We start from the raw sequence: 17,898 nt of genomic DNA, 5'->3' as shown, positions 1-17,898 counted from the left end.
AAGGCGGACACGCCCATACAATGGTAGTACGACGAATAAAACAAAAATCGAAAGTTATTCTAGTGAAGCGAGGGGAGTTAACGTGACCTACTTTTTAACCAAAGCAGGGCTTGATTTTTTTATCGCCTTTGGCATCGTATTAGGAGGCTCACTACTTGCTAGCATCGGCGCCGTATTTATGTTGCTGCCTCCTGCAACTATTATGCTGGATACAGCAATGAGACTTAAAATTTGGGCGATTGTAGCAGCTGTAGGCGGATCTGTCGATCCAGTACGCGTTATTGAGAGTAATATTACACAAGGACATCTATCACCAGCTGCGCAACAAATTAGTTACATTATATTCGCTTTTCTCGGAGCACATGTAGCAACGGAATTAATTAAACTTATTTGCAAAGGGGCCGTATAATCAATGCGTATCCCACTTTTCGCAAAATTTACAAAGGCAATGCAATTTGTAGGGGTTCTTTTAGTTGGCATAATACTAGGTGCAGCGCTATATCATTCGCTATCCCTCGCTTCGCTAGAAAAGTTAATGAATGAGCGAACCATTTTACAAGCAAAACTAACACAATATGAGGAAGATATTACTCACTTAAATCAATTTAAAGATCAACATACCGTCATTAAAAGTATTTTACCTCGTATAGAAAATGAAAAAGGACAAACATCAGAACGACCACTCCTCGATCAATTAACCGAAACAGAAATTATAAAACGAGTAAAAGAAGATTTGTCCGTATTTTTGGGACGTAGCATTTTTGATATTGATTCGAATGCGCAATTTGCTCGTAAGTTATTGGAGAAGAAAGTATACAGTGACATTAATCAAAAAGACTACGTTATCGAAATTAAAACGGTACTCGTTGTGGACAATGTACTGCAAGTATGGCTTACTGTTCGCACATCTATTAAAAAACCTGCTTCGTAAACAACGATGAGACTTCCATCTACGATATATGTTACAATATGACATACATTAATTGTTTTACGAAGGAGTGCTTCGGCAGTATGGTTACACTTATTCAATGGTTTTTTGCACCAGCGATTTTCATTTCACTGGTACTCTCTTTAACCTACAGCTTTAAAAGTAGACGCGCAGAAGAAAGCAATCAAAGAGGCGTTATTACAGCAAAAATGAACATAAGTATGGGCAGCATGCTCATCTTTATGGCAGCTGCCCAATTTTTTTTATCGAACGAATCTACTTTACGAATAATTATCGGTTCACTGTTTCTTGTCGTTGGTCTCTTTAACTTATTTGCTGGATTACGCAATTTGTCCACTTATAGACGTATCATGGAGCAATCTACCAAGTAATAAAGTATGCTCTATGCCAATCATCAATAAGGATCGATCATCTGGGCCGTCATCATCGCTTTGGCGGCCACCCCTTGTTTGTCTCTCACTTCCACTTCTAACTTTGTAAACTTCCGACTCATCTCCAACAATGACGGTTTAATAGATATTTCATGGTCAATCTGTATTGGGCGTATATAGTATGTCGTCATACTTTCTAGTAGAAAGTCCCTTTTGCTCGTTTCTTTAACCATTCTTCTTGCAGCAAGTGACATCAGTGTAGATAACAATCCTTCTGATACCATTCCTAACGTTCCGGACATTTGTGGAGTCATTTTCCCACGATAAATAATACTAGCGGTTGCAGTCTCTTTCTCTTCTACTGCCATAAAACCATTCCACATTAAATCTTCGAATGTTTCTCCCGATTGCGGTTCTTTACCAGCAAAACGCATCGCATCCAACACTTCTTGCCTTGTAATTACACCTAACAATTTGCGATGACGATCTACTACAGGCAACATATCGATCCCTTCAGCAGCCATCGTATGTGCCGCTGCCGCTATTGTAATGTTTGGAGCAATCGTAATCGGTTGTCGTGTCATCACTTTCTCAATATGATAGTCCAACGGCACTCCGATAACATCTTTGGCGGTCATCATGCCGACTACTTTTTTGCGGTCATCTAAAACTGGAAAGCGAGAATCGCCCGTTTTCCGCACCATCGCATGAAACTTATGAATAGTATCATATGCATGCAACACATCGGCAGGTTTACTAAAGGTGACAATGTCCTCAATAAGTATAATTTTCCTTTTAATCAAACGATCGTACATCGCTCGATTAATCATCGACGCTACCGTAAAGGTATCATGTCTAGATGTTAAAATAGGTAGTCCCCGTTCATTCGCTAGTTCCACCATTTCTTGGCTAGGCTCGAATCCACCCGTTATTAATACGCCCGCACCCAGTTCAAGCGCACTCCGATGTACACTAATCCGATTACCTACAATAAGCAAACTACCTTCCGCAATGTACTGTAACATTGCTTCTAGCTCCATCGCACCAATAACGAACTTTAACAATGGTTTATGCAATCCATCTGTTCCACCGAACAGCGTTCCTTCTACTATTTCCGCTACTTCACCGAATGTTAACTGTTCTACTGCATGCCTACGCTTTCGATCAATCCGAACCGTTCCAATTCGTTTTCTTGTACTCACCAATCCAATACTTTCGGCTTCTTTAAATGCTTTATATACTGTTCCTTCACTGATTTCTAATTGCTGAGCTGTTGTTCGGACCGAAATACGCTGACCGATCGGTAAACTTTTAATGTAGCGTAACACTTGTTCATGTTTGCTATCTGCTTCCATATATGGCTGTTTGGTCATCACTATACGTCCTTCCTCTGCATCCTATTACTATTATAGAGGATTAACATCGAATTCGATACATTACCAATCCGCTTGTAAATGAATTACTTTAGGAAACAAAAGAATTGGCTGTTGCTGTTCATCTTTTAGTACATATCGCTTCATCACTCTCTCCAATGTACCCAGACTATAAGTTTTCTTTGCTTCATTACACAAATACAAGTGCCAATTATAGACGATTGGTGTTCTATATTTTATCGTTCGAACGACTTGATTATCTATAACTATTCTTTGGTGAGACAGTGCTTGATATGTACGCTTACAAAATAAAGAGCTTTTGTAGCTAAATGGTCTTGCGATAACATCGGACTGCAAATCCATTTGAAATGTAATCAGTTGATGATGCGCATCAATATCACAATTAAAGAAACCTGTCGCAGATGCATGTTTACGAATTTGATGGGCATATTGATAAGTAAATTGTAACGAAAACGGTACTTGAAAATAAAAAGCACGAGTAGTTTCACTCTGCGTTTTAAATACTTCCACTAACTGTCGCCCCCACTTCAATAAAACAAACATTTTACCTAAATATTCAAATATTTCTATTGATTATAAGAGAATACTATTTAAGTGTCAATGACTATAGTAGTTATTTTTAATAGTTCTTATATAACGTTGTTGCTATCTATATAAAACTCTATCGTAATAATGAGGTGACTTTATGAGCGATATCGTGAAACTAATAGGTGAAAACATAAGAACTATACGTAAAGCGCAAGGCTTAAGCCAAGAACAACTAGCACTAAGAGCCGATATTAACGCCTCTTATATGGGACAAGTAGAACGCGGAGAAAAAAATCCTACCATTGACGTACTGAATAAAATTGCTTCAGCACTTCATAGACCTCTGTCGGAACTTGTAACGTTACCAGCACCCATCATAAATGATGAAGATAGTGAAAAAAACATATATTTCGAAAAGATTACCCATCAAATAGTCGATCTCAGTATGAGTGAACAAAAAGAAATCTATAAAATTATTAAACAAGTCGTTAATTTCAAAGAATTAAAATCAAAATAATTTTGTTTATGTAACCGAAAACAGCTGCTTAGTACTTTACTGTACTAGGAAGCTGTTTTTTTGATTATTTCTAAACATTCACCAAGGATATTATGTCCTCATATGATGATGTATTGCAGTGTATCGTTTTTTAATTCTATAAAAAGACCATGCTCGGAAGGAGATTTACAATGTCAAAATCAAAAGTAGCTATCGGGATAGCCCCTTCCACCTTACTTCAATCTGATGCAGTCATATTAAGTGAATCTGTCATGAAGCGGTGGAATATTCCTGCCACACAATCTGTCACATTGCAATTTGGATCATGGTATGAACAAATCCGAATTATTCCAGCAGCCAAACAAAAAGGGATTATGCTGAATACTACTCTTGCCAAAACATTAGCTTTTCATAGGACAAATACGCCTACTTATATCCACCTAAAATATATTGCCGAAACTAAAACGCTACAGTTAGGACCTATTATAGGTATTCTCGTAAGTAAAGATTTTCCCGACGATTTATCACGCCCTTTTGGTGCGATTAGTCGGTTTTGTCTTGAAGTAAGTGAAGCAGCTCATGCCCAAGGTGCTTACGTCTTCTTTTTCACTCCAAAACATATGAGAATCGATACGCACTCCGTGTTTGGCTGGACTTATCACGATCATTGGCAGCAAAAACAAATGCCTATTCCACATGTTATCTATAATCGTTTATCATCACGAAAAATAGAAAGCTCCCCTACCGTCCAACAATTTTGGAAGTTCGTTACCAACAAATACAACACTACTATTTTTAATGAACAATTTCTTGATAAAACAGAAGTCTTTCAGGCGTTAGAGCAACATGGAACAGTTCGCACTTACTTACCCGAATCCAAACCACTAGCTAGTATGAATACGTTAAAACAAATGAGCAACAAATATTCGACGCTTTTTGTGAAACCAGTAGAAGGAAGTATGGGGCGAGGAATTATTCGCATCACCGCTGATACAACAAACGGTTACCAAGTACAACGTACAACAAACCAAGGAACTAGACATGGTCAATACACCAATTTAACACAGTTATATACCCGATTATTTCGCAAAAAAACGACAAAGTATCAAGTACAACAAGGACTACGGCTCATTGAAGTTCAAAAACGCCCCGTTGATTTTCGAGTATTAGCTCAAAAAAATCATCTTGGTGAATGGTCGATTACGTCGACCGTTGCCCGTATTGCGGGTAGCCAGCATTTTGTTTCTAACATCGCTAGAGGCGGTACGCTTAGTCGTGTAGAAGAAGCCATTAGTAAATCCAATATTTTGACACCAAACAACGGTTTAGAATTAATTACCCGTCTAAAACATGCCGCTATGCAAATTGCCAAAGCAATCGACAAACAACTAGAAGCCCATTTCGCTGAACTAGGGATTGACTTTGCAGTGGATCGGTTCGGCCGAATATGGCTACTAGAAGTAAACTCCAAACCATCTAAAAATGATAATACACCATTAAAAGACGGTAAAATTCGACCATCTGTAAAAAAAATGATTGCTTACGCTAAGTATATTTCTGAGTTTTAATTGGATGGTACAACAGGAGGGATTGATGTACAATTGCAACCAATAATAGCTACTGTTGTAGCCGCCATCAAAAATAATGATTGCACAGAAGAAGTTATCTTGCCAGAGCAACGTTTTTTAGAACAACTAGCGCAAGCGGCTATTCAATTAGATATGACATTTTATGTTATTCAAATGAGCGATTTTAACGTAGAGAAAAAAGAATTGTCCGGATATGTCTGGTCAGATAGCCTTTGGAAGAAGCAACGAATTTCTTTGCCTGATATAATCTATGATCGCCGTTTTCATACGAATTACAAAGACTTTGCTACATCCAGCAAACAACTTCAACTTCTTCAGCAAACAAAAAACCACTTACGATTAAATGCTACGTTACCAGGAAAATGGGCCGTCCATCGCATCCTTCAAACAGATTCATCTCTCCAGCAATATCTTCCGCCTACTTTACCATTTATTCATATGAAACATTTATTAGCATTATTAAAAAAACAGCCTAACGGCGTTATCATCAAGCCAAAAGCTGGTATGCAAGGCAAAGGAATCATTCGGATTCATTCATCGGACTCTTCAGAAAAACAGTGGAAGCTAACGGGTAGAACGATGTCTAATCAATCTTTTTCGATAAATTTATCAGGGATAGAAGCACTAACCAAAAAATTTCATACTATAATAGCAAGCCAACGATATTTGCTCCAACCCTATCTACAATTAGTTGATAAAGACGACTATCCATTTGATCTTCGCTGTTTATTACAAAAAGATAAATCAGGGCTCTGGCAAATGACCAGCATCGCTGTCAGATGTGGTCAACAGCATAGTATTACATCCAATCTACATGGTGGCGGGATCGCAGTTTCACTAGCTACATTACCTGACCGATTAACAACTTTCATTGATATGAAACAGTTAGAACAAACACTACACTCACTCAGTATCCACGCAGCTACTTTACTGGAACAAAGACTAGGTAAATTTGCAGAACTAGCCTTTGATTTCGGCTTGGATCGGCAACAACAGTTATGGTTGCTAGAAGTAAACTCACGACCGGGCAGACAAAGTTTTACGATGATCAAAGACAAAAAAGCCCAAGTACTGTCCACTATTCGCCCTTTGCAATATGGACACTATTTATGGAAGCACGCAAATAACGATCGCCGCTATTCGCATTTGTTACATGCAACTATGCGATCACTTAACATTCAGGAGGTTCATCGATGAGCTTGACAACTTGCAATGTCCGCTTCTCTTCTCAATCTGATCTTGTTGTCTATATGTCTAGTTCGTTGCTCAAACAGCTCGAGTTAACTACTCACAAAAGAATTAAACTTTTTATGGGCAACGCTTCTATAGACGTATCGATCAGAAAGTTAAATAGAAGTGGACAAATATTATATGTATCTGTTCCTATTAGACAATCTTTGCATATTCCACGTACTGGTACTATTTCCATCCAACGAGAAGGAGATAGCATTAGACTAGGCCCATTAGTTGGCGTACTAACCGATACTCTTCGTTCAGATGAACGATATCCATTCGGTAATCGTGCTGGGCTAATTAGACAAATTATTAAAACAGGTGAAAAGAAAGCTTATATTTTCGGTTTTACACCAAGTGATATTAACTGGAATAACAAGACAGTAAACGGCTTTTTTCTCAGCCCCCAAGGTGGCTGGCAACGCCGAACAGTTCCTTTGCCAGATGTGATCTATAATCGATTGCCGAATCGCAAAGCGGAATCAGCAGCCTATTTAAGTTCCGTCCGTGAACGTTTCGTCCAACACTCTATCCCTTTTTTCAATTGGAGTTTTTTAAATAAAGCCGATGTTTACCAACTACTCGACAATGATCCCGAAGCATTGCATCATCTACCAGAATCGGTGAACAACCCTTCTGTTGAAACGATTAAAGATATGTTGGAAAAGCATCGATTTATTTATTACAAACCAACTGCGGGCAGCCTTGGCATTGGCATTTATCGTCTAACCTATCAACCAGGAAAAGGTTATTTTGCACGTTTCCGGAGAGGCAAGCAAAATGTGTTGTTGCGTTTTAAACACTTCAACAGTTTAATTCGAATGCTTCAAGCAAGACACGGTAGCAAACTATCGCAATATGTTGCTCAGCAAGGTATTAAATTAATTGAGCTTGATCGCTGCCCGATCGATTTCCGTTTCCACATGCACAAAAATGGTAAAAATCAATGGGTATCCGCAGGAATAGGAGCAAAAAAAGCAGGACGTGGCAGTGTAACGACTCATGTTAATAGCGGCGGTACGCTCCTTACGCCACAACAAGCACTAAATAGAACATTTGGAAATCGAGCCGATCAAATTTTACAAAAAGCAAAACATGTCTCTGTACGTTTAGCAGAAGCCATTGAACGAAATTATCCACACCAATTGGGTGAATTAGGACTCGATATTGGAATAGATCAAGATGGCGCAGTTTGGATGTTCGAAGCAAATGCAAAACCGGGACGCTCCATCTTCAAGCATCCAGCCTTAAAAGCGGAAGGAAGAGCATCTTTAACTCATATTTTTGATCATTGTGTTTATTTAAGCCGATTTAATGGAGGGAGCGACTCATGAATATAAACAATCAACGACTACTCACTTCTTCTCCAAAAGCGGTAATTACAAGTCTTACTACACCCGTACTAGCTATATTAACTATCGATGATCAGAAACGTGCTTTTCTTGGCAATCGTTCAAATTTTATCGATATTATTAGAACCGGCAACAGTATGGGATTTATCGTCTACGTCTTAACCATCAAAAAACTATTACTCAATCGCACTCATCTACAAGGCTATGTATATTTGGAAGAAACAGGAAAATGGCAGCAAGAACTGCTACCATTTCCTGACGTTATTTATAATCGCATTCCACAACGTGAACATGAACGATTACCATTAGTTCGTGCTAAATTAAAAGCATGTCGCAGACATCCAAAGCTGTCGATGTTCAACCCTAACTATTTTAACAAATGGCATTTATTTAAGTGGCTCCGAGAATCTAGAAAAACGCTTAGACACATTCCAGCAACTAGAAGATTAAACTCTGTAGATAATCTCAAGCTAATGTTGGCGGAACATGATCATCTCTATTTAAAACCGGTAAGCGGCAAGGCTGGACAAGGAATTATGACCGTCACTTATATCGCTAAAAAATCGTTACCCTATCGACTGCAAATTCAGCAAAACAAACGAAGCTCTACCTATCATTGTTCTACATTAGCTAAGCTATGGATTCGGATTCAACAACAACGAACAAAAGAACCTTATATTGTACAGCAAGCTATTAAGTTAGCTGCCTACCATGACCGCAAATATGATTTACGAGCACTCGTCCAAAAAAATCGACATGGTCATTGGGAGTTATCGGGTCTAGGAGCAAGAGTTGCTGGTGCATATAGTATTACGACTCACGTTCCGCGCGGTGGAAAAATCGAAGAACCTGAAAAATTGTTACGATTTACGTTCAATGAACAACGATCAGGCGAAATTTTGAACAACGCTCGTAACATTACTACCGTTATAGCGAGACAAATTGAAAAAGGGTCCAAACAAACACTTGGAGAAATGTCAATGGATTTAGGTGTAGATACAGATGGGAAACTATGGGTGTTTGAAGCAAATGCGAAACCAATGAAATTTGATGAACCTCATATTCGTCAAAAATCTTTGGAAAGGATATTCCAATATGCCCACTATTTAATGCTGAAAAAGAAAAATACAGCAGAAATAACTGCTTATAACTAAAGGGGGCTTTGTATAATGGCAACGCCCAGACTTGGTATATTAACACTCTATATGAACGATCAAAGAACATTAGAAGAAAAACCCGTCTACGAAAAAATGACCGTTGCTGGACAACAAATGGGTATTGATATATTTGTGTTTACACCTGACGATGTCAATTACAGTAAAGACCGTATCCATGCATTATTTTATAATACACACAAAAAAACATGGCGTCGCCAATGGACTACTTTCCCGAATGCTATCTATGACCGTTGTCGTTTACAAAAATCGGAACGTTTTCAACGATTACAAAAATTTCGGAGACATTATGGCAATGTTACTTTTTTAAATCGCCCATTACGCAACAAATGGACCATTCATAATGCGTTTATGAAAGAACCTAAATTTCGCTCGTTTATGCCTTCAACCAAACTGGTCAATCATTTGTCTGATATCATTCAGATGTTGCAAAAATTTCCAATTATTTATTTAAAACCAATTAGCGGTACTGGTGGACGTGGCATTATTCGAATTGAGAAGAGACGTAATGGCTTGCTCTATATTCAAGGTAGAAATCAACAACGTGGCATCATTACGCCACGACAAATTACACTATCTTCCTTGGGCGCATTTTTATCTACTTGGAATTTAAGATCTACTCGCTATATCGTCCAACAAGGGCTCGATCTAAAATTAAATAATGGTTTAGTTCATGATTATCGTATGCTTGTCCAAAAAAATGGGCTAGGAGAATGGAAAGTAACAGGTTGTGCTGGACGTGTTGGAGCAAAAGGAAGTATTACTTCTAATTTACATGGCGGTGGAAAAGCAATACCGATGAATGAATTACTTCGAATATGGTTCAAAGATGATTTCAAATTAGAAGCAATCAAGCAACAAATAAACTGGTTCGGTGAAGAAGCAGCCAAATATTTGGAAAAGACGTATGGCAGTTTATGTGAATTAGCATTCGATTTAGCTATCGATAAGGATGGAAAGATTTGGATGATCGAAGTTAACCCAAAGCCAGCTCGAGAAGTTTTCATCCGTGCTGGAGAGCATGCAGTCTATGAGCAAGCAATCGCCAAACCATTAGAATATGCATTATGGTTACTACAAAAATAACCTTTCATAAAAACAAGCCTGTAGCTACACTTATCCGTTCTATGCTTTACGCAAAGTAGTGTAGTCCCAGGCTTGTTATCATCTAGAAAGAAAAGTAAACGTTTGTTGCAACCTCTTCCCTTATCTACTTCGTTTGTGCAAGTAGTGTTTCCAATTCCGAAAATTGAGAAATTAATATATCCGCCTCATTTAATTCTTCCGATTGTCCATACTTCGCATAGGCACAACCAATAGCTACAAGCCCATTTTTCTTAGCAGCTTCTATATCAGACGAACGATCTCCTACCATCCATGCAGATGTAATCTCATATTTATGCAAGAGCAGTCGTACCAAGTCTACTTTTGATGCTGTTTCATATTGCCCTGCCGAATACAAATCGGTAAATAAAGGTTCCATTTGTTTATAATGAACAATTTTTCGAATGTATTGCTCCAATCCATTGCTAGCAACAAATAAACGTACTCCTTGTTCCTGTAGCTTTTCTAACGTTTCGACGACTCCAGGATAGAGATCTCCTTCCCCTGCTGCCAGCCCCTCTATCTCATATTGCAACATGAGCTCATCAGCACGATCTCGTGCCGCCTGTGAACTATTAGGCATCAATTTTTTCCATATATCTTCAAGTAGCATTCCAAGACAACCAAGCAAAGCAGCTAGTTTAGGCGGTTGTTCTACATATAACCCTTCCTCGCGTAACGTATCAAATAAACGTTTGTGTACATGAACTAATAAACTTTCCGTTTCTAACAACGTTCCATCCATGTCAAATATAATCGCTTCTGGTTTTTGCTGCATAGCGCTGTTCCACTCCCCAATCTACCTCTATTTTCTACTATCTATATTTTATCCATCATACTAAATGAACGAACAGTTCGGCAAGCTAATTAGTCACTGTAAAGCGTTAATGATGCACCACTATACATAATTGCTATTGCTTATTGAAAGAGGCTATGTCAAAATATTCCCAGTATAACTTAATAAGAGCGTAGACGAAAGGTAGTGACTCCACCATTATGTCCAACTTCCTATTCCGATCCTTTATCGAGCTTAGTTCTCGTAAAACAGTTTCGAAAACAACAGGAGCTTTGGCAAAATCATCCGTTAGCCGGTTATTTATTCGCCGCTTTGCTAAATTGTATCATATTAATATAGAAGAAGCAGAATTACCTATCCAACAATATAAAAGTTTAAATCAATTTTTTAGCCGCCGCTTAAAAACAGGGATAAGACCGATTAACGACACACCAAGTAGTTGCATCAGTCCTGTAGATGCTGTTATTACAGGAATGGGACCTATTGATGATTTGACGATGCTTCAAGTAAAAGGGCAAGATTACCGAATTGATGAACTATTACAAAATAAAAAACAAGCAGAACGTTATCGCAATGGTTATTATTTTGTATTATATTTGAGCCCAACTGATTACCATCGTATTCACGTTCCAGTTAGCGGAAAAGTTACAGAGCGAGAGCATCTTCCTGGCAGAGTATATCCCGTGAACGAATTCGGATTAACCAAAATGAAAAAAGTATTAAGTCGCAATGAGCGTTTAGTTACCTATATTGACTATACGCATGGCGAAATAGCAGTTGTCAAAGTTGGCGCACTAAATGTAAGTAGTATCCAATATGTTTTACCACTAGCTGAACAAGTAACCAAAGGCGATGAACTGGCTTACTTTGAATTTGGTTCTACTGTCGTGTTATTAATGCAAGAAAATGAATTTGAAGTAGCTGCAAACCTGTCGCTTGGCAGTCGAGTGAAGATGGGAACTGCACTTGGTCAAATGACATCGATGCTTTCATCTAAAATGCAATAAAATATAGCGCATGCATGCAAAAAAATATAGTTAGCCTTGAGCAAAAGTGATATAATTGGTACGCTTAATAGTATGAAATAGTTAAGACAGTTGATTATTACTTTCACTGAAGTTTGGAAGGATGGAATGATGACGATGAATACTCTGGCAAAACAGTTAAATGAAACGATACTTGCCGAAAACGAACATGTAGCCGCAATGCTCTCCTCACTAGGCAAAGCTATTTACTTTCCGAAGGAGGGAATTTTGAGCCAATCGGCTGAAGCCAAACAAAAAGCAACTAACTTCAACGCTACAATTGGTATCGCAACGGAAAATAAACAGCCGATGTATTTGGACGTTATTCAGGATACATTATCCGACTATGACCCAAAAGATATATATGAATATGCACCACCAGCTGGTAAACCTGAACTACGTACAGCATGGAAAGAAAAGTTGCTGCGCAACAATCCATCGCTTGTTAATAAATCTATCGGTAATCCAATCGTAACGAATGCTTTAACGCACGGATTAAGTATTGTAGCAGATTTATTCGCAGATGAAGGCGATGCCGTTATATTACCTAACAAAAACTGGGAAAACTACGAACTTACATTTGGTGTGCGCCGTTTAGCACAAATGGTCGAGTATCCACTTTACAATGAACAGAATTCATTTAATAGTGATGGACTGCGTCAAGCCATTTTTGCTCAACAGCATAAAGGAAAAGCAATTGTTTTGCTTAATTTCCCTAACAACCCAACGGGATACACTCCACGTGCAGAGGAAGCCAAACAAATTGTGCAAGTGTTAAAAGATGCTGCTGACGCTGGTATCAATATTGTTGCGGTTACAGATGATGCCTACTTTGGCTTATTCTATGAAGATTCGATTGCAGAATCGTTATTTAGTACACTTTCAGACATCCATCCACGAATACTTGCTATTAAAGTAGATGGAGCGACCAAAGAAGAATTTGTGTGGGGATTACGTGTCGGTTTTATTACTTACGCTTCTCCATCCACAGCGATGCTATCTGCATTGGAACAAAAAACGATGGGTATTATTCGAGCAACCATTTCCAGCGGTCCCCATCCATCCCAAACGTTTATTCTGCGCGCACTACAATCGGCTGATTATGAACAACAAAAACAACAAAAAGCTGCTATATTGCAACGTCGTGCGAATAAAGTAAAATATCTTTTAGATAGCGGACGTTATGGCAATGTACTTCAATATTATCCTTTTAACTCTGGCTATTTTATGTGTTTAAAATTCGATAATATTTCTGCTGAGGCTGTACGAACTACATTATTAGATGAATATGGTGTAGGAACGATTGCTCTTGGGGAAACAGATTTACGTGTTGCTTTTTCTTGTATCGAAGAAGATGATTTAGAACAACTATTCGACTATATTTATGAAGCTGCCAAAAAATTAGCTAACTTAACATAATAATCACATCTTCAAAATAAAAGGAGTATCATTCCGAATAACCTCGGTTGATACTCCTTTTACTTAATATTTCCAATTTAATCTTCCAACAATACCGTCATTTTTTTAGCCATTCGTTTTGGTCGCCAGTTAAACAAATATAATAGTAAAAATGCTATTGCAGCAATAACCGGAATAAAATAGCCATTGATCAGTAATGGAATCGCTAATACGATTAGTAGTATTATTCCAGCCGTTAACAATGTTATTTTATCTACTATAATAAATTGTTTGATGCGATCTTGTTCAGATAAAGGATAAACGTGTTTCCACACCGTATCTCTGTGCGCTTGCCCTAATCCACCTAGTTGTAGCCCTATTAATAGAATGCTTACTGCATAAATAATAAAAGCTAGCCAACCTTCCATCGATGCAACAGAAGCTGCCCAATATGTCACAAAGGAAGCTAATAACAACAAACGTAATACAATTCCTATTAACTCCAGCCTTAATAAAGTAGCTGTATATAAAAATACGTATGTACGATTTGAACTATACGCTATGTTACGAATGATCCAGCTCAAATAAGGACGACGATGTGGTTTGGACATTAAAGCAGGAATGTCAGTAAACATACCAAACAATAAGTAAAATCGTTTACTAGTTCTAGCTTCTTCTGCGATTAAAGTCTGCCAAGGAAAGTTGAATTTTTGTGGCAAGCGATAAACAACGACGATAAGTACTGCCAATAACAATGTAAATAGCGCAGCTTGCCACCACACAACATGTAACCAAGCAGCAATCGCTAGTGCAGTAGCGGCAATACGAACTAATCGGAGAGTTTGACTTGCTCTGTCTTCAATCATTCTCCGCTCTTGCCATGCCAACCAACCGTTAGCTCCTTTTAACAAAGCACTAATTAAAATAATAATGAACATCGAGTTAGGAGCAATTCCTTTATTGTACAGCGGCAAATATAATAATAATACAACAGCCAACAAAATAGCCGACTGAATAACTGTACGACGAATCGAACGCTTCATATATTGCCCCATCTGATGCTCCAATACCATCACAAATACAGTATCCGGCTCTTGCAGCCACGTTCTCAGCGGACTATAACAAAGGACAAAAGTTAAAAGCACTGCACCAATGTACCCAATCGGAAAAGTTTCCGGCATCGTCTGCAAAAAGGAAACATACTGAATAGAGCCTAGTATGAACACGAGTGCAAACAAGGTCAACAAACCACTCCGGCTCATAATACGAAAGTATGGAGCTGCTTCTTTGGCAAACGAGTTTGCTCTGCTGACCCAAAGCCGCTCCAGTTCTTTATGATTAGCAGACACTAGTTTGCTCCTTCCTTGGTGAAGTGATAAAACAATTCTTCCAAATTAGCAGTAGCAAATGGCGCTCCCGCCTTATGGCGAATCATCTCCATCGTTCCTTGGGCTACCACTTTCCCTTGATGTAAAATAATTAGACGATCACAATACGTTTCTACCGTTGATAATATATGAGAACTCATCAGTATTGCAGCACCATCATTTTTCAATTGCACTAATTGCTCTAACAACGAACGAATACCTATCGGATCAAGCCCCAAAAAAGGTTCATCAATAATAAATAGTTCCGGCGATGCCAGTAACGCATTCATAATCATTACCTTCTGCTTCATCCCTTTAGATAAATGAGACGCAAATGATTGACGTTTATTCGTCATTTGAAATTGCTCTAATAACTGAACAATCGACTGCTCATAACGTTTGTCTTCTACGCCATAGGCCATTCCTGTTAGCCTTAGATGCTCTTCCACTGTTAACTCATCGAACAAAATTGGTGTCTCCGGTACGTAAGCAAAAGCACTTCGATACTTTTCACTATTTTCTTTTAACATAACATCTGCGATCTTAATATTTCCTTGTTGCGGTTCCATCAAACCCAAAATATGTTTAATTGTTGTACTCTTTCCCGCTCCATTAAGACCAATCAATCCTACCATTTCACCAGGCTTCACATGAAAATCAACTTCATGCAATACCGGTCTACGGGGGTTATAACCACCAGTCAATTGTTTTACTTCTAACATCATTTGCATCTATCATCACCCTTATATAAAACTTTCATTCTACAAAAACAAAAGGAAACCAGTATTTGTAAAGGTTTCCCTGTAGTTTGATTGTATCAATAATTGTTACGATATTCAAATTTACTCTACTACGGTCAGTAGATCTGTAAAACATCTCTTTCATGTTAGGATTTACGTTTTTGCTTCAGCCACTTTGGAGCGCCTTTATCTTTATCTTTTTCCGGCTTTACTCTTTTGTTACTGCGCGGTGCTTCTTGTGTCTTCTTATTGGCTTGTTGCTTTGCTGGTGCTTCTTGCGCATTTTTATTTACTTGTTTCTTCGGTGCCGAAACGGCTGACGTTCTAGACTGTTGCGTAGGTTTAGCCGTTGATGCTCGTGGCTTTCTAAAAGTTACTGGTATGCTAGCAAGTTCATCTCGCTTTTCTGGACTCATCAAATTGCCTTTGAACATCACATATTCTTGTATGTCGATATTTAATTGTTTGCTAAATTTTTTCATAATAAATAGTTCTTGCGGAGTGACCAGTGTAATAACCGTACCTTCTCTTCCCATACGACCTGTTCTCCCAGCTCGGTGAACGTAATGGTCGGCATCTATGGCTGGATCAAGCTGTAATATTAGCGGTAAATCAGCAATATCAAGACCTCTTGCAGCCAAATCTGTAGCAAGCAGCAATTGACATGTTCCTTCACGGAATTTAGCCATTGTTTCGGCACGTTGCATTTTATTCGCGTCGCCATAAATCGCTTCTATCTTAAAACCTTCATATCGCAGCTTCGTTTCCCAGTTAGCAATTTGATCTGTCTCATTTAAAAATAGTAGTGCTTTCTTAGGTTCTAGCATTCGAATTACTCGCCTTGCCACACTTAACTTATCCCGTCGTTCGCATACCATGTAATAGTTACTAATCGACTTCACTACCCGTTGTTCCGGTTCAATATGAAGAATAGTTGGTTCCTTCATCCAACGTTGTTGTAGTACCGTCATTTCGATTGGATAAGTTGCAGAAAAAAACATTTTTTGTTTTTCACGACCAATAGCGAACAATACAGCTTCTAAATCTTTCGTTGAACCAAGATTAAACATTTGATCCGCTTCATCGACTACTACTGTACGTACGGTAGTGAGTTTAAGCTTGCGTATTTTTAATAACTCCGCCACTCGACCAGGTGTTCCGATGACTAGCTGTGGTTTCAACTTTAGTTTGTCCACCTGTCTTTGCAATGCAGCACCACCAATCAATTGCTGCGTTCTAATGCCACTATCTTCCGTGTATAGTTCAGCAACTCGTACTAATTGCATTGCTAATTCTTGAGTTGGTGCAAGTATAACCGCTTGAATATTACTATTGTTCTTATCGATTAGTTGTAATACAGGCAATAAAAAAGCAAACGTCTTTCCTGTTCCTGTCTGGGAACGAGCAATAATATCTTTTCCTGCCAATATTGCTGGTATTGCTTGCTCTTGAATTGCAGTTGGTTGTACAATATCATGCTGTTGTAATTTTTCAAACCATTGTTTTGTAAGTCCTAAACTTGCCCATGTTGTTTCTGTTGTCATTATATTTACCTCACTTATTTGTTCCATCTGCTAGCTATTTTTTGTTCATCATACTTCCTAATAAACGATCTGCCCATCTCGGCATCAGCATATATAGTTTTATACCGATCATAGCTAATAACGGCATATCGATTTCTGTTCGCCGATAAAGCATCGCAGTAACGACTTTGCGAGCTACTTTCTCAGGTGTCATCATAAACCACTTCACATTCTTCACATAACTGCCATCTGGATCAGCTTGTACAAAAAAATCAGTAGAGATTGGTCCCGGATTAACAGCTGTTATCGTAATGCCTGTATGACGAAGTTCTGCACGTAACGAATTAGTAAATCCGAGTACTGCATGTTTGGTTGCACTGTAAGCGGTAGATTTTGCTGTTCCTATCTTACCAGCCATCGAGGCAATATTAATAATTTGCCCTTGCTTTTGCTGTAACATATAAGGTAGTACTGCTTTCGTACAGCGTACCACTCCCATATAATTAGTATCCATCATAGCTGAAAAATCCGTTAACGGCATGTTCTCCATCGTAACAAACTGTCCATAACCAGCATTATTTACTAGTATGTCAATTTTTCCGTACTTTAATATAACCGCTGTAACGACCTGTTCCACCTGATTATGATCTGTCACATCCAATAGAAATGCAGCACATTCTCCCACAATCGATTGTGTAATCGCATTAAGTCGTTGTTGATTGCGTCCAGTTAATATAACTATCGCTCCACGCTTTGCTACTTCTGTTGCGATGACGGCTCCAAGGCCACTGGATGCACCTGTAATAAACACCACTTTATCTCGTAACATAACATCACCTAAAATATAGTATACTTGAT

The 17,898-nt window shown here is 38.4% G+C and carries 18 protein-coding genes; 11 read left to right on the top strand and 7 right to left on the bottom strand.

Annotated elements, in window-relative coordinates:
• Positions 1–82 precede the first annotated feature (82 nt).
• The 3 genes from ACFSTH_RS07315 (at position 83) to ACFSTH_RS07305 (ending at position 1,320) form a co-directional block, all read left to right on the top strand.
• Complete coding sequence (locus tag ACFSTH_RS07315; RefSeq protein WP_377772789.1) at positions 83–409, top strand: YtrH family sporulation protein; 327 nt, start codon at positions 83–85, stop codon at positions 407–409.
• A gap of 3 nt (positions 410–412) precedes the next feature.
• On the top strand, positions 413–931 hold the full coding sequence (locus ACFSTH_RS07310; protein ID WP_377772791.1) for a hypothetical protein: 519 nt from the start codon (positions 413–415) through the stop codon (positions 929–931).
• A gap of 80 nt (positions 932–1,011) precedes the next feature.
• Positions 1,012–1,320 carry a YtpI family protein gene (locus ACFSTH_RS07305; protein ID WP_377772793.1) on the top strand — a complete coding sequence of 103 codons (309 nt, stop codon included), beginning with the start codon at positions 1,012–1,014 and terminating at the stop codon, positions 1,318–1,320.
• Between the two features lie 23 nt (positions 1,321–1,343).
• On the opposite strand, the gene ACFSTH_RS07300 is transcribed toward ACFSTH_RS07305, so the two are convergent.
• Positions 1,344–2,693, bottom strand: a complete 1,350-nt coding sequence (locus tag ACFSTH_RS07300) for a DRTGG domain-containing protein (protein WP_377772895.1) — start codon at positions 2,691–2,693, stop codon at positions 1,344–1,346.
• 63 nt (positions 2,694–2,756) lie between these two features.
• Positions 2,757–3,224 carry a hypothetical protein gene (locus ACFSTH_RS07295; protein WP_377772795.1) on the bottom strand — a complete coding sequence of 156 codons (468 nt, stop codon included), beginning with the start codon at positions 3,222–3,224 and terminating at the stop codon, positions 2,757–2,759.
• A gap of 175 nt (positions 3,225–3,399) precedes the next feature.
• Between ACFSTH_RS07295 and ACFSTH_RS07290 the strand changes: the two genes are divergently transcribed.
• The 6 genes from ACFSTH_RS07290 to ACFSTH_RS07265 all read left to right on the top strand — a co-directional run bounded on the left by ACFSTH_RS07290 (position 3,400) and on the right by ACFSTH_RS07265 (position 10,173).
• A complete protein-coding gene (locus ACFSTH_RS07290) occupies positions 3,400–3,759 on the top strand; it encodes a helix-turn-helix domain-containing protein (protein WP_377772797.1) in 360 nt (119 codons plus the stop codon).
• Between the two features lie 170 nt (positions 3,760–3,929).
• Complete coding sequence (locus tag ACFSTH_RS07285) at positions 3,930–5,306, top strand: YheC/YheD family endospore coat-associated protein (RefSeq protein WP_377772799.1); 1,377 nt, start codon at positions 3,930–3,932, stop codon at positions 5,304–5,306.
• A gap of 33 nt (positions 5,307–5,339) precedes the next feature.
• The gene (locus ACFSTH_RS07280) at positions 5,340–6,524 is read left to right on the top strand and encodes a YheC/YheD family endospore coat-associated protein (RefSeq protein ID WP_377772801.1); all 1,185 of its coding nucleotides are present in this window, start codon (positions 5,340–5,342) and stop codon (positions 6,522–6,524) included.
• Entirely contained in the window at positions 6,521–7,894 is a 1,374-nt protein-coding gene (locus tag ACFSTH_RS07275; protein WP_377772803.1) for a YheC/YheD family endospore coat-associated protein, read from the top strand. The genes ACFSTH_RS07280 and ACFSTH_RS07275 overlap by 4 nt, the downstream gene beginning before the upstream one ends.
• A complete protein-coding gene (locus ACFSTH_RS07270) occupies positions 7,891–9,066 on the top strand; it encodes a YheC/YheD family endospore coat-associated protein (RefSeq protein WP_377772805.1) in 1,176 nt (391 codons plus the stop codon). Before ACFSTH_RS07275 ends, ACFSTH_RS07270 begins: the two co-directional genes overlap by 4 nt.
• 15 nt (positions 9,067–9,081) lie before the next feature.
• A complete protein-coding gene (locus tag ACFSTH_RS07265; protein WP_377772807.1) occupies positions 9,082–10,173 on the top strand; it encodes a YheC/YheD family endospore coat-associated protein in 1,092 nt (363 codons plus the stop codon).
• Positions 10,174–10,297: 124 nt separating this feature from the next.
• Here ACFSTH_RS07265 and ACFSTH_RS07260 read toward each other — a convergent pair whose 3' ends face one another.
• A complete protein-coding gene (locus ACFSTH_RS07260; RefSeq protein WP_377772809.1) occupies positions 10,298–10,969 on the bottom strand; it encodes an HAD hydrolase-like protein in 672 nt (223 codons plus the stop codon).
• 218 nt (positions 10,970–11,187) lie between these two features.
• Between ACFSTH_RS07260 and asd the strand changes: the two genes are divergently transcribed.
• Entirely contained in the window at positions 11,188–11,994 is an 807-nt protein-coding gene (gene asd / locus ACFSTH_RS07255; RefSeq protein WP_377772811.1) for an archaetidylserine decarboxylase, read from the top strand.
• A 135-nt stretch (positions 11,995–12,129) separates the two neighbouring features.
• Positions 12,130–13,431, top strand: a complete 1,302-nt coding sequence (locus tag ACFSTH_RS07250) for an aminotransferase class I/II-fold pyridoxal phosphate-dependent enzyme (RefSeq protein WP_377772897.1) — start codon at positions 12,130–12,132, stop codon at positions 13,429–13,431.
• A 77-nt stretch (positions 13,432–13,508) separates the two neighbouring features.
• On the opposite strand, the gene ACFSTH_RS07245 is transcribed toward ACFSTH_RS07250, so the two are convergent.
• From ACFSTH_RS07245 to ACFSTH_RS07230, 4 genes are all read right to left on the bottom strand, one after another.
• Complete coding sequence (locus ACFSTH_RS07245; protein ID WP_377772813.1) at positions 13,509–14,759, bottom strand: ABC transporter permease; 1,251 nt, start codon at positions 14,757–14,759, stop codon at positions 13,509–13,511.
• The gene (locus ACFSTH_RS07240; protein WP_377772815.1) at positions 14,759–15,508 is read right to left on the bottom strand and encodes an ABC transporter ATP-binding protein; all 750 of its coding nucleotides are present in this window, start codon (positions 15,506–15,508) and stop codon (positions 14,759–14,761) included. Before ACFSTH_RS07240 ends, ACFSTH_RS07245 begins: the two co-directional genes overlap by 1 nt.
• 155 nt (positions 15,509–15,663) lie before the next feature.
• Positions 15,664–17,061: a DEAD/DEAH box helicase gene (locus tag ACFSTH_RS07235; RefSeq protein WP_377772817.1), complete on the bottom strand. Its 1,398-nt coding sequence runs from the start codon at positions 17,059–17,061 to the stop codon at positions 15,664–15,666.
• Positions 17,062–17,095: 34 nt separating this feature from the next.
• The gene (locus tag ACFSTH_RS07230; protein WP_377772899.1) at positions 17,096–17,869 is read right to left on the bottom strand and encodes an SDR family NAD(P)-dependent oxidoreductase; all 774 of its coding nucleotides are present in this window, start codon (positions 17,867–17,869) and stop codon (positions 17,096–17,098) included.
• Positions 17,870–17,898: the final 29 nt, after the last annotated feature.

This window comes from Paenibacillus yanchengensis, from assembly GCF_042684845.1.
Lineage (GTDB): Bacteria > Bacillota > Bacilli > Paenibacillales > Paenibacillaceae > Pristimantibacillus > Pristimantibacillus yanchengensis.
The sequence above is the reverse complement of the archived record's forward strand: the minus strand, read 5'-3'. Positions and strand labels throughout refer to the sequence as shown.